Source organism: Acinetobacter sp. (assembly GCF_041911495.1).
Lineage (GTDB): Bacteria > Pseudomonadota > Gammaproteobacteria > Pseudomonadales > Moraxellaceae > Acinetobacter.
Genome location: NZ_JAYROT010000038.1, coordinates 22,863 through 36,307, shown reverse-complemented (window position 1 = coordinate 36,307; position 13,445 = coordinate 22,863). Strand labels below are relative to the sequence as shown.

At 43.5% G+C, this 13,445-nt stretch carries 12 protein-coding genes; 6 read left to right on the top strand and 6 right to left on the bottom strand.

Features of this window, described 5'->3' with window-relative positions; all coding sequences use genetic code 11:
- Positions 1–8: 8 nt before the first annotated feature.
- The 6 genes from ACE3PQ_RS04810 to ACE3PQ_RS04785 all read right to left on the bottom strand — a co-directional run bounded on the left by ACE3PQ_RS04810 (position 9) and on the right by ACE3PQ_RS04785 (position 8,695).
- On the bottom strand, positions 9–1,997 hold the full coding sequence (locus ACE3PQ_RS04810; RefSeq protein WP_374295691.1) for a MacB family efflux pump subunit: 1,989 nt from the start codon (positions 1,995–1,997) through the stop codon (positions 9–11).
- 3 nt (positions 1,998–2,000) lie between these two features.
- Positions 2,001–3,344 (bottom strand): MacA family efflux pump subunit, encoded by a 1,344-nt coding sequence (locus ACE3PQ_RS04805; RefSeq protein WP_374295689.1) that lies wholly within the window; start codon positions 3,342–3,344, stop codon positions 2,001–2,003.
- A 140-nt stretch (positions 3,345–3,484) separates the two neighbouring features.
- Positions 3,485–4,474, bottom strand: coding sequence for a DNA polymerase III subunit delta (gene holA, locus ACE3PQ_RS04800; protein ID WP_374295687.1), 990 nt, complete (start codon positions 4,472–4,474; stop codon positions 3,485–3,487).
- Positions 4,475–4,499: 25 nt separating this feature from the next.
- Positions 4,500–5,024, bottom strand: a complete 525-nt coding sequence (gene lptE, locus ACE3PQ_RS04795) for an LPS assembly lipoprotein LptE (protein WP_374295684.1) — start codon at positions 5,022–5,024, stop codon at positions 4,500–4,502.
- Positions 5,025–5,421: 397 nt separating this feature from the next.
- A complete protein-coding gene (gene leuS, locus ACE3PQ_RS04790; RefSeq protein WP_374295682.1) occupies positions 5,422–8,061 on the bottom strand; it encodes a leucine--tRNA ligase in 2,640 nt (879 codons plus the stop codon).
- Positions 8,062–8,230: 169 nt separating this feature from the next.
- Positions 8,231–8,695 carry a DUF4124 domain-containing protein gene (locus ACE3PQ_RS04785; protein WP_374295680.1) on the bottom strand — a complete coding sequence of 155 codons (465 nt, stop codon included), beginning with the start codon at positions 8,693–8,695 and terminating at the stop codon, positions 8,231–8,233.
- 593 nt (positions 8,696–9,288) lie between these two features.
- On the opposite strand from ACE3PQ_RS04785, the gene ACE3PQ_RS04780 reads away from it, so the two are divergent.
- The 6 genes from ACE3PQ_RS04780 (at position 9,289) to ACE3PQ_RS04755 (ending at position 13,443) form a co-directional block, all read left to right on the top strand.
- Positions 9,289–11,013, top strand: coding sequence for an acetolactate synthase 3 large subunit (locus tag ACE3PQ_RS04780; RefSeq protein ID WP_374295678.1), 1,725 nt, complete (start codon positions 9,289–9,291; stop codon positions 11,011–11,013).
- On the top strand, positions 11,013–11,504 hold the full coding sequence (ilvN, locus tag ACE3PQ_RS04775) for an acetolactate synthase small subunit (RefSeq protein ID WP_374295676.1): 492 nt from the start codon (positions 11,013–11,015) through the stop codon (positions 11,502–11,504). Before ACE3PQ_RS04780 ends, ilvN begins: the two co-directional genes overlap by 1 nt.
- A 76-nt stretch (positions 11,505–11,580) precedes the next feature.
- Positions 11,581–12,597 (top strand): ketol-acid reductoisomerase, encoded by a 1,017-nt coding sequence (gene ilvC / locus ACE3PQ_RS04770; protein WP_374295674.1) that lies wholly within the window; start codon positions 11,581–11,583, stop codon positions 12,595–12,597.
- A 365-nt stretch (positions 12,598–12,962) separates the two neighbouring features.
- On the top strand, positions 12,963–13,127 hold the full coding sequence (locus ACE3PQ_RS04765) for an MHYT domain-containing protein (protein ID WP_374295672.1): 165 nt from the start codon (positions 12,963–12,965) through the stop codon (positions 13,125–13,127).
- Positions 13,100–13,327 (top strand): MHYT domain-containing protein, encoded by a 228-nt coding sequence (locus ACE3PQ_RS04760; protein WP_374295670.1) that lies wholly within the window; start codon positions 13,100–13,102, stop codon positions 13,325–13,327. The genes ACE3PQ_RS04765 and ACE3PQ_RS04760 overlap by 28 nt, the downstream gene beginning before the upstream one ends.
- On the top strand, positions 13,318–13,443 hold the full coding sequence (locus tag ACE3PQ_RS04755) for an MHYT domain-containing protein (RefSeq protein ID WP_374295668.1): 126 nt from the start codon (positions 13,318–13,320) through the stop codon (positions 13,441–13,443). The genes ACE3PQ_RS04760 and ACE3PQ_RS04755 overlap by 10 nt, the downstream gene beginning before the upstream one ends.
- Positions 13,444–13,445: the final 2 nt, after the last annotated feature.

Below are 13,445 nucleotides of genomic sequence, written 5' to 3'. Positions count from 1 at the left end.
AACCTTATTTATTCACGAGCAAGTGCATTGACAGGGTCAAGCTGTGCGGCATTTTTTGCAGGGAGATAACCAAAAATAATCCCGATCATACTTGAGCAGACAAAAGCGGCGATCATCGAGGTGCTTGAATATGCCATTTGGAATGAGTCACCTGCGATTTTATTAATAATCTGCCCAATGCCAAGCGCCATGAGTACACCCAAGATACCACCCAAGATACAGACCAGAATCGCTTCGATGAGGAATTGTTGCAAAATATCACCTTGTCGTGCGCCAACTGCCATGCGGACACCAATCTCTTGAGTACGTTCAGTGACGGAAACGAGCATAATATTCATCACGCCAATACCGCCGACGATCAAAGAAATTACGGCAATGGATGATACAAGTAGCGTCATGGTTTGCGTGGTTTGTTCAATGGTTTCACGGATACTGTCAGAGTTCTGCGTAAAGACATCTTCTGCACCGTGACGTTGTACGATCAATTTTAAGATGGCATTTTCAGCCGCAGCACTCGAATATTCGTCTTTGACACGGACAATGATGCTACGGACATTGGATTGTCCCATAAAGCGACTGAGTACGGTCGAGTACGGTAAATAGACATTCAAGCTATCACTATTACCAAAGCTACTTTTCTCTTTGTCTAAAACGCCAATCACACGGCTTGGTACACTACCAAGTAAAATCACTTGACCAATCGGATCGGTACCATCACTAAAGAACGTGTCTTTGGTATTTTGATCAATGATCACGTCTTGGCTCATCTGTGTGGTACTACGTTCATCAAACGCCTGACCACTGACAAAGGTTAAACCTTTGACATCGAAATAGCTTGCACCCACGCCATTGACTGTTGCTGAAGCTTCAGTTTCTTTAAAACGTGCAGTCACGGAGGTATTGACACTCGGACTCACTGCTTCGACATAAGGTTGTTCTGACAAGGCTGTTGCATCATCGGGAACGAGGGTTTTATTGGAGGCGGTTCGAGAGTTATCACCGAATCCCCGACCTTGATAGACGGTAATGGTATTGGTGCCCAAACTGCTGATGTTTTCTAAAATTTGCTTTTGTGAGCCATTACCGAGGGCAACGACGGATACCACCGAAGCAATACCAATGATAATACCAAGCATGGTCAAGAATGTACGCATACGATGTGCATTCATGGCGATCAGTGCCATGCGGAATGCTTCACCAAGACGATCTAAGAATGAACGTAGTGGCGAAGATTTCTTTTTCTTTTCACGAACTAAGGTTTGGCGTTCTGTGATCAGTTGTTCATCGTCTTGATACGTTGGTTCATTCGGTTGGTCGGAAATGATTTTCCCGTCACTAATTTCGATAATTCGTGTAGCGTTTTTCGCAACATTAATATCATGGGTGACTAAAATGACCGTGTGTCCTTTGGCATTCAGCTCACGCAAAATACGCATCACTTCAAAGCCACTGTTCTTATCCAATGCGCCTGTTGGTTCATCGGCGAGGATCACATCACCGCCATTCATCAAGGCACGAGCGATCGACACACGTTGCTGTTGACCACCAGATAATTGGCTGGGACGATGATCAAGACGTTCACCGAGCCCAAGATCACCGAGAATCTTTGATGAGCGTTCGTGGCGTTCGGTGGGATTCACGCCAGAATAAACCGCAGGCACTTCGACGTTACCTGTTGCCGTCAAATCACCAAGTAGATGATAACGCTGAAAAATAAAGCCAAAATATTCACGACGAAGCTGAGCCAATTGATCAGGTTCAAGTTGACCAGTTTCTTGACCATTGACCTTGTAGCTACCTGAGGTTGGCTTATCCAAGCAACCTAAGATATTCATCAGGGTGGATTTACCTGAACCTGACTGACCAATGATGGCAACCAATTCGCCTGCATAGATTTTTAGATCAATGCTTTTGAGAATCTGTACCGAGGTTTCGCCTGCGGGGAATTCACGGATCAGATTGTTGACCTCAAGTAGAGGTTGTAGATTCTGACTCATGGATTACATTCTCATTGGACCACGGTTGTTACGTTTTGCAGCGTCATTCGAAGTATCTGCGCTGTCTGAGATCACTACCTCGTCACCTTCTTTTAAGCCTTTGAGGACTTGTGCGGTGACGCGGTTATTCAATCCGACCAATACAGGGGTCGGCTTTGCAGTGCCGTCAGCCTGTAAGACACGTACCATTGCACGAGTCGCTTTGCCTTGCTCAATGAGGGCTTGTTCAGTAGCGGTTAACTGTAATGGTGTCGGACGATTCGAGCTTATGCCATCTTTAGCAGTGTTTGAACCAGCGTCTTTTTGACTTGATGCAGATTGTTTATTAGTTGATGAGGAAGTCTTGCTGCCAGAAGATTTTGTTTCAATCGCTGAAGATGGGATAGTCAGCACATTTTTAGCTTGATCAATAATGATAGACACTTGTGCGGTCATGTCGATACGCAATTTTCCATCTTCATTTGGGACATCAAACAGTGCATTGTAGTAAATCGCTTCACTTGAGCTAGAACTTGAACTGCTTGAAGAATCATCACTGATCGACTCAGGCGCAGGCTCGATCTGACGTAGCGTAGCGTAATACTTTTTCTCGCTATCACCGAGTGTGGTGAAATAGACAGATTGACCTTTTTCCACTTTCATCACGTCGGCTTCAGAGATTTCTGCATTCACGGTCATGGTGTCAAGTTTTGCCAATTTGACAATGGTTGGTGCACTTTGATTGGCATTGACCGTTTGACCTTCTTCAGTCACGATTGCCACCACTGTGCCGTCCATCGGTGCAACAATACGTGTATAACCAAGCTCTTCTTGGGCTGTCGCCAATGTTAAGCGAGATTGTTCAATCTGCGCATTGAGTGCCACGATTTCCGCTTGAGCTGTTTTATAGCTTGCCAATGCAGATTCAAGTTCGGCTTTTGAGGTAGCATCTTGCGCATACATATTCTTTTGACGGTTATATTCTGCTTGCACCTGTGACAAAGTCGCTTGTCGAACAGCCAGTTGCGCTTGTTGATTTTTGATACTCGCCTGTGCAGTTTGGATTTCGTTTTCTTGGGTCACTGAGTTGATTTGTGCGATCAATTGTCCTTGTTTGACTTCGTCACCAAGCTCGACATACATTTTTTTCAGCTGACCAGACGCCTGCGCACCGACGCTGACGATTTTCGTCGCTTCGAGTAAGCCAGTTGCGATCACACTATTTTCAATATCGCCACGCTCGACTTGAGATGTGATATAGCTTGGCAGTTCTTCTTTGGGTTTTAAAAACCACCATGCCAATAAGGCGATGATTAAAATGGCAATAATCGTAAAAATAATTTTTGAGCGTTTGGACTTGGCAGGCATGTTGAAACAGTCTAAATGAGAGTATTTGCATTAGTATAGGTTTGAATTAAGGATAAAACATGAATATTTATATTAAATTATCCTAACTTATCATGAGTTTATTTAGTAAAGTTTAACAATTTGAGTGAAGCAAATTAATCTTAATGTTCAAAAATCTTTTTACCACTCAGCGCACAAACCAATTGTAATAATAAATCATCAGGATTTTCATCGCCCAAGCCCTTAATCGCTTGATCGGTACGCAGTAATAAATCTGACCACCTGAGTAATTGTTGTGGTGTAAAACGTCGTAGAGCATTTTGATAAAGTGACAGCTTATTTTTCCAAATGCCGAGTTGCAGTGCATTTTGCGGTTGTTCAAACAGTTGCAGAATCAAACGCATTTCTTTTTGAAGTACCCAAAAGATCAGTTGCAAGGCTTCGCCTGATTCAATCAGAAAATTCAGAATTTTTACCGCTTGTGCCAAATCGCCTTTTAAGCAGGCATCGCCAAGATCAAAGGTACTGAAGCGAGATTGATCCTGTACGCTTTGCTCAAGCTCCGCAATGTCAATTTGTGTAAGATCAGAAAAGCTATCGGCTAATCCAAGCAAAGTATTGCGAGCAGAAAGTAAATTATTTTCATGGTGAAAAATTAGCCATTGCCAAGCTTGTATCGTCAGTCGAATACCGATTTTTTCTGCTTCAATTTGCAAGATGCGTTGCTGTTGTTGTGCGCCATAAGCACTTAGCGCAACCACAGAGGCATTGGCTTCAATGGCTTGGAAAAATGCAGATTTTAGGCTTTGACTTTCTTGCTTGGGAAAGACGATCAGCAAGAAATTATCCATCGGGTCTTGAAGATAACTTTTCAGCAGTTTTAGGCTTTGTGCATCAGGTTTGATATTGCCGTGCACTTCGATGGCAAGCTGACTGGAGAATAACGATAAACTATTTAGCGCAGCAAAAACCTGCTTCCAATCTTGCACATTTTGCAGTTCAAAGCGTTGTCGTTCAATGCCGTGTGATTGCCAATGTTCTCGAAATGCTGACAGTAGATTTTGCTCAAGCAAAGGCTCACCACCATGCACAAGCCAAGCGCCTTGTGCATCTGCAACACGGTTTAGGGCTTGTTGGTAGTCGAGTTTCATTTAGGCAAAATCAAAATTAAACAAATTATTCAGGGGCTTGATCAAGCACAGCCGTCGGTAAGCGATTGGTGTGCAACTGACGGATGATCTGTTGAGCGATATCTTCGTTCATGACTTTGATAAAGAATTGCTCTTCTTGACGCTCGGTGTTGACGGTCGCAATATCATATTGATAGGTGCGTTGTGAGATCACCGTGCGAGGTGCAGTCAGTGGTTCACCTTGCATATTTTCGATTTGAAAAGTTGCTGACATATGCAACTGAACTTCAGTGAGCTTGCCACGGAACTGACGACGTTTGAGTTCGTAATCCGTCACCTTGAGGCGAGTCAAAGCATGTGTTTGGTTGACCTGTGCACCAAGATTACTGAAATAAACTTTTAATGGTTTTTCTAAATCTTGGGCATTTTCAGGCAACGTCAATTGTACCGACTGGTATTGCGTTGGTAGAGCTTTAATTTGTGCGCCACGGAGTTGAAAACCACAGCCGACAAAACTCGCACTTAATCCAAAGCTTAGAACAATGATTGCAAAACGTCGAATCAAGTGCATTATTTTTTCCTTATTCATTCATCTGAGATTATTCGTTTTAATCAATTTGCTTTGAATTAATGCAAATTTGAATAAATATTTAAGACAACATAAAAGCATAATCGTTTCGACGAAGTCGTGTCAGAATTGCTCAGATGTCGGAATTAACCACGTTGCCTTACACTTCGATTGAAATACATTTCAATCTTGTTCAGGTTCGACCTACCTTGCGAAATATATTTCTCATTTCGGGAAAAGTAGGCAAAACCATTTGTCAGTTGCAAACTCGGTCAAATACTAAGTGTCTATTCAATAGAGTTCAGAACATTATTTTGCAGATTAAATGCTGTCCTCAAACAATGCAACAGACGCCCCTAAGTATCAGGTGATTTTTGCTCACCTTATGTTGAGGCTATGTTTAAACAACTAAATTCACCAATTTATTTGGCACCACAATTTCTTTCTTGGTTGGACCAATTAAGAATTGTTGAACCTCAGGCAATGCCTTAGCTTGTGCAAGTAGATCCTCTTTGGCAATGTCTACAGCCACTTCCAATTTACCACGCAGTTTACCATTGACTTGTACAACGATGGTTTGCATATTACGAGTCAATGCAGAAGCGTCAACTTCTGGGAACAAGGTCGCCGTGAGATCAATCTCAAACTGTGCTAACAACGTCTGGCTCAAATGTGGTGCAAATGGTGCAAGCATGGTGAGTAAGCTGATGATTGCCTCACGTTCTACAGCAGCATCGCTGTCATCTTTGGCCTCAAACTTGGTGATGCTGTTGAGTAATTCCATCTGTGCGGCAATGGCAGTATTAAAAGCATGACGACGTTCGATATCATCACCAACTTTGGCAATGGTTTCATGCACTTTACGGCGTAGGTCTTGCGCATCTTTGGAAAGATTTGCACCATCAATGTCTTGAGATGTATTACCTTTTTCCAAGAATGTCGTGGTCAAGCGCCATACTCGTTTTAAGAAACGGTTTGCGCCTTCTACACCTGCATCCGACCATTCTAAAGATTGATCAGGCGGTGCTGCAAACATCATAAATACACGTGCAGTATCAGCGCCATATTGATCAATAATCGACTGTGGATCGACACCGTTGTTTTTAGATTTGGACATTTTTTCTTGTCCACCAATCACCACAGCTTGACCATCGCCTTTATATGTTGCAGCGGTGATGCGACTTTTCTCATCACGCTCAAGCTCGACATCGGCAGGGTTAAACCATGTTTTCTTGCCACTGGCATCTTCACGGTAGAAGGTATCCGCCAAGACCATGCCTTGTGTTAATAGATTGGTAAATGGTTCTTTACCTTGCACTACGCCTTCGTCTCGCATCAGTTTGTGGAAGAAGCGCGCATATAAAAGATGCAAAATTGCATGCTCCACACCACCGATATATTGATTGACTGGCAACCATGATGCAGCGGCTTCAGGTTTGATCATGCCATCGGTGTAGTCAGGTGAAGCATACCGTGCGTAATACCATGAAGATTCGACAAACGTATCTAAGGTGTCAGTTTCACGTTTTGCATCTGCGCCACAGCTTGGGCAGGTAGTTTGATAAAACTCAGGCATTTTCGCCAATGGATTACCCGAACCATCAGGCACCACATCGGTCGGCAATACCACTGGTAACTGATTTTCAGGCACGGGCACTTGACCGCAAGACGCACAGTTGATCATTGGAATTGGACAACCCCAATAACGCTGACGTGATACGCCCCAATCTCGCAGACGGAATTGCACTTTTTTCAAGGCTTGACCTTGCGGTTCGAGCTTAGCAATTAACGCATCAAACGCTGCTTGGAAAGTTAAGCCGTCAAATTCATCAGAATTGATCAATGTGCCATTTTTCGAGCCGTACCATTCTTGCCATTGTGTTGCATCAAAGTCTGCATCATCTGCACCTTTAGCATCAATCACTTGTTTAATTGGCAAACCAAATTTATTGGCAAATTCAAAGTCACGCTCATCATGCGCAGGCACAGCCATCACAGCCCCTGAGCCGTAAGTCATTAACACATAGTTGGCAATCCACACTTCGACTTGCTCGCCAGTTACAGGATGCTTGACGAATAAGCCTGTCGGCTTGCCTTTTTTCTCGGCGGTAGCAAGATCGGCTTCGGCAACTGAACCATGACGACATTCTTCAATAAATGCCACCAATTCAGGTTTTAATTCTGAAGCTTTTTTCGCTAAAGGATGATCGGCAGCAACCGCTACATAAGTCACACCCATTAAGGTATCAGGACGAGTAGTGTAAACGGTTAAGCCATCAGCATAGATCGACGGATCGGCGGATGGAAACGTGATTTCCATGCCTTCCGAACGACCAATCCAGTTGCGTTGCATGGTCAAGACTTGCTGTGGCCAACCGTCTTGGAGTTGGTCTAAATCGTCCAAAAGCTCTTGCGCATAATCAGTGATGCGGAAGTAATACATAGGAATATCACGCTTTTCCACCAATGCACCCGAACGCCAACCACGACCATCAATCACTTGCTCATTGGCAAGTACGGTTTGATCGACAGGATCCCAGTTCACGGTAGAGAGTTTGCGGTAAATCACGCCTTTCTTATATAGCTGAACAAAAAGCCATTGTTCCCAGCGGTAATATTCTGGTGTGCAGGTCGCAATCTCACGATCCCAATCCACAGATAAGCCAAGACTTTTCAATTGATTGCGCATGTAATCAATATTTTCAAAAGTCCATTTTGCTGGCGCAACTTGATGGGCGATCGCTGCATTTTCCGCAGGTAAACCAAACGCATCCCAACCCATCGGCTGTAGTACAGTTTCACCTTTTAAACGATAAAAACGACTGATCACATCGCCAATGGTATAATTGCGCACATGACCCATATGCAGTTTGCCACTAGGATAAGGGAACATCGACAGGATGTAGCGATGCTTGCCTTCGACTTGGTCGGCAACCTTAAAGACTTGGCGGGTTGCCCAGTCGTTTTGGATTTGTGGTTCAATGGCACTGGCTTGGTATTCAGCGGGAATAGTCGTTGCAGATGAATGCGTCGTGGTCATAGCTCTAAATAAACTCAAAAACGGTAAGCTAGCTTAGCTACAAAAATAAGGAAAATAATGTGGCACAGCATAGCGCAAATTGAAAAAAAATGCGCAAATTTCGTGGATTGATTTGCGCAACAATCCACTCAGCTGATGTAGATTATGACTGGAATTTTAGAGATTCGGTTTAAAGTCGACTGGTGCCTGAGCCTAGAGGGATGACATCATCGGTTGGGTCGCTAGTAACTTTGGGTAATGGAATACGCTCAGGGTTGTTGCTGTTCGAGGTGTTGCTGGTTGGTGCGTTATTGTTTGGTGTTGCATTATTTGCAGGTGTGGCACTCGTGGCGTTGTTACTGTCAGTCGCTGTGTTTGGTGTTTCACGACTGGCATTATTATTGGCAACAGCAGAGCTGGATAGATCGTTGTAGGTGCTGATTTTACCAAGTTTTTTGGCATTTTTCGGCGGTGGTGTGGTGGTGTAATGTGTTGAGCCTTTGGCATCGACCCATTTATAGAATTTTTCTGCATGGCTGAACTGCGTGGCGCCTAAAACAAACAACACGGAGAGCACACTACTGGCAAACTGCCATTTGACAGTGCGAGCGTTGGCGGTGCGAGAAGAGGTAACACGATTAGGCAATATTGACATTATTTTTTGGCTCCGAGCATTACTTTTGATATGCATTCGATTGGTGGTGCTATTTTAAACATTTTATGCTGTGATGTGCACAAATTTTACCAAATCACGCTATAGATGAAGAAATATCATGAAAACCAAGAATGTGAAATGCCGCACAATTGTGCCTTTGAAAAATCATCAGCGTAAAACCGCACAATAGATGTGAAAAAGCGTGAATAAAATGTACAGAAAACTTGACTTTCAAGGCAATAGCATCAAAAATGCTCGCTTTAGTTTATGTATATCGATTCGATCACCCTTCGAGTCCATATCATAGCCGTGATAAGCCTTGAAACTCTAGACGAGCAGGGCATTTAACTTGATCTTCTTCCACCCGAAGCGATCCTGTCATTGTTGGAAAAGTAGTCCACGCAATGTGTATTTTTACATCACGGTTGAGCTAATCCCTTATCAGGCGACAATTTAATGTCGCCCGAATATTTTATGAATATTTGTTTTTTTAAATTTGATGTAGTCGATGCACGTATTTTTGGGATGAGAAGTTTCTCGAATATCTAACTACGTGCGTAAGTACTGCATCCAGAAAGTCTAGGGTGAATACGTTGGAACTTTTATCAGGTGGTGAGATGCTCGTTCGCGCTTTGGCGGACGAAGGTGTTGAACACGTTTTTGGTTATCCGGGCGGCGCAGTACTGCATATTTACGATGCGCTTTTTCAGCAGGACAAGATTGAGCACTACCTCGTGCGTCATGAGCAAGCAGCAGGGCATATGGCCGATGCATACTCTCGTGTCACAGGGAAAACAGGTGTCGTCCTCGTTACAAGTGGTCCTGGTGCAACAAATACGGTCACACCGATTGCGACTGCCTATATGGATTCGATTCCAATGGTGATTTTATCTGGTCAGGTGGCAAGCCACTTGATCGGTGAAGACGCCTTCCAAGAAACGGACATGGTCGGTATCTCTCGTCCGATCGTGAAGCACAGTTTCCAGGTGCGTCATGCCAGTGAAATTCCTGCCATTATCAAAAAAGCATTTTATATCGCTGCATCTGGTCGTCCAGGTCCAGTCGTTGTTGATATTCCAAAAGATGCGACCAATCCTGCTGAGAAATTTGCATACGAATATCCTGAAAAAGTGAAGATGCGTTCGTATCAACCACCAACACGTGGTCACTCAGGTCAGATTCGTAAGGCGATTGATGAGTTACTCACTGCAAAACGCCCTGTGATCTATACAGGTGGTGGCGTTGTACAAGGTAATGCATCTGAATATTTGACAGAAATTGCACATATTTTGAATTTCCCAGTGACCAATACCTTGATGGGGCTTGGTGGCTTCCCGGGTGATGATCCGCAATTTGTCGGTATGCTAGGGATGCATGGTTGCTATGAAGCAAACATGGCGATGCACAATGCCGATGTGATTTTTGCGATTGGCGCACGTTTTGATGATCGTGTGACTAATAACCCTGCAAAATTCTGCCCGAATGCACGTGTCATTCATATTGATGTTGATCCTGCAACGATTTCAAAAACCATAACTGCGCAGATTCCAATCGTTGGTGCAGTTGAGCCTGTGCTTCAAGAAATGTTGGCACAAATGAAACAGCTCAATGTGTCGAAGCCAAATCCTGAAGCGATTGCTGAATGGTGGAAGCAGATTGACGACTGGCGTGCTGTACACGGTTTACGCTACAAAGAAGCAACCGATAACAGCATGAAACCACAGCAAGTGATTGAAGCTTTGTATAAAGTCACGCATGGTGATGCGATCATTACTTCAGATGTGGGGCAGCACCAAATGTTTGCTGCTTTGTATTACAAATACAAGCATCCACGTCAATGGATCAACTCAGGTGGTCTAGGTACGATGGGTGTTGGTCTACCGTATGCGATGGCTTCAAAATTGGCCTTCCCAGAGAAGCAAGTGGTCTGCGTGACAGGTGAAGCATCGATTCAGATGTGTATCCAAGAGCTGTCGACCTGTAAGCAATATGGTATGAATGTCAAAATCTTATGCTTGAATAACCGTGCTTTGGGTATGGTGAAGCAATGGCAAGACATGAACTACGAAGGTCGTCACTCAAGCTCGTATGTCGATTCATTACCAGATTTTCCAAAGCTGATGGAAGCTTATGGTCATGTCGGTATTCAAATCGATCGTGCGGATGAGCTCGAAGCCAAGCTTGAAGAAGCAATGGCGATCAATGATAAGTGCGTATTTATCAATGTCATGGTCGATCGTTCAGAACACGTTTATCCAATGTTGGTTGCAGGTCAGTCAATGCGTGACATGTGGTTATCAAAAGGGGAGCGTACCTAATGCGACATATTATTTCTGTACTCATTGAAAATGAAGCAGGTGCGCTATCACGTCTCGTCGGTTTATTTAGTCAACGTGGTTATAACATCGAAACATTGAATGTTGCGCCGACTGATGATGAAACCATGTCTCGTCTAACTTTGACGACCTATGGTAATGAACACAAGATTGAGCAAATCACCAAGCAACTCAACAAATTGGTTGAAGTGGTGAAAGTAGTTGATTTATCCGATGGTGCGCATATCGAGCGTGAATTGATGTTAATCAAAGTGCGTGCGCTTGGTGCATCCCGTGCCGAGATCAAACGTACAGCGGATATTTTCCGTGCGCAAATCGTTGATGTGACACCGAATACCTATGTCATTCAAATCGCAGGTGCGACCGATAAGCTCGATGGCTTTATCGACGCATTGTCTGAAAATACGATTTTGGAAGTGGTGCGTTCAGGCGTTTCTGGTATTGCACGTGGTGAAAAAGTTTTAAGTATTTAACTCAATCCCCCCGAGGTTGAACGCATTGAAAGTGCATTCGGGGAGATTAAAAAAAGCATTTTAGCGGAGAACACAAATGCAAATTTTTTATGATAAAGACTGTGATTTATCAATTATCCAATCTAAGAAAGTTGCCATCGTTGGTTATGGTTCACAAGGACATGCACACGCATTGAACTTGAAAGACTCAGGTGTTGACGTGACTGTTGGTCTACGTGCAGGTTCTGCATCGTGGAAAAAAGCTGAAAATTCAGGTCTAAAAGTTGCTGAAGTGCCAGAAGCGGTTAAGCAAGCTGACTTAGTGATGATCTTGACGCCAGATGAGTTCCAATCTCAACTTTATCGTGATGTGATCGAGCCGAACATTAAAGAAGGCGCAACGTTAGCATTTGCGCATGGTTTCTCTGTACTTTATAACCAAGTTGTACCTCGTGCTGATCTTGACGTAATCATGGTTGCGCCAAAAGCACCAGGTCATACCGTACGTTCTGAATACCAACGTGGTTCAGGTGTACCTGATTTGATCGCGATTCATCAAGATGCGTCTGGTAATGCACGTAATGTTGCATTGTCTTATGCTTCAGGTGTTGGCGGTGGTCGTACGGGTATCATCGAAACTTCATTCCGTGAAGAAACTGAAACTGACCTATTCGGTGAGCAAGCAGTTCTTTGTGGTGGTGCAGTTGAATTGGTTAAAATGGGCTTCGAAACTTTGGTTGAAGCGGGTTATGCACCTGAAATGGCTTATTTCGAATGCTTGCACGAGTTGAAATTAATTGTTGACTTGATGTTCGAAGGCGGTATCGCAGACATGAACTATTCAGTATCAAACAATGCTGAATATGGCGAATATGTAACTGGCGTTGAAGTGATCAACGACCAATCTCGTGAAGCAATGCGTAATGCATTGAAACGTATCCAATCGGGTGAATATGCAAAAATGTTCATTCAAGAAGGTGCGTTGAACTACCCATCTATGACTGCTCGTCGTCGTCAAAATGCGGCGCACGGTATCGAAGTCACTGGTGGTAAGTTGCGTGCAATGATGCCGTGGATTCAAGCAAACAAAATCGTAGACAAAGAAAAGAATTAAGTTTTAGCTTTATCTTTCAAGAACCCTTGTTTTTACAAGGGTTTTTTGTTGGTAATATTTTTGTTGCGTGCTTAGCGAAACACAGTTTCGCTCTTGCGTAGAGGGAAAGCGATGCTTTCCTAATCTCTGCTCATTCCTTGGATTCAAGCAAACAAAATCGTAGACAAAGAAAAGAACTAAGTTTTAGTTTACTCTTTCAAGAGCCCTTGTTTTTACAAGGGCTTTTTTAGCGCTGTGTGCGAGAATTCACTCAAATTGACCTAAATTTGTAAACTGAAGTCTAAAAAGTCAGAAAAAATGATGAGTGCGCTAGAGTAAGTCGAATTATCATGCTATAACGCAAAATAATAGTGGTTTTAAAATAAATGTGCGAGCAATGCATCATGCATGCTGAATATGACGTCTGGCTGGTTTTATTGTCGATTGCGGTGGCGATCGGGGTAAGCTTTGCTGCTTTTAGCGTTGAAAATTTATCGTATTATAAAAAAATACGCATCTCGCCGTGCCAATCAATATCGCAACAGGCATGATTTTTGGTTTGGCAATTTGGGCGATGCATTTTATCGGTATGTTGGCGTGTCATATGCCACATGGTTATCGCTTTGATGTGACCTATACCACGTTGTCTTATATCATCGCTGCCCTTATTTCGATGTTTGCACTTTGGCTAAATACCCTCTATAGCCTTCCTGTATCACGGGTGATTTTGTTGCAGTGTTTATGGGGCTAGGCATTTCTGCGATGCATTATACAGGCATGGCTGGAGTGATTTTTGAACATCATGTCATGATTTATCAGCCGATGATTGTATTGCTTTCTATTGCGATTGCGATTCTTGGCGCATGAGT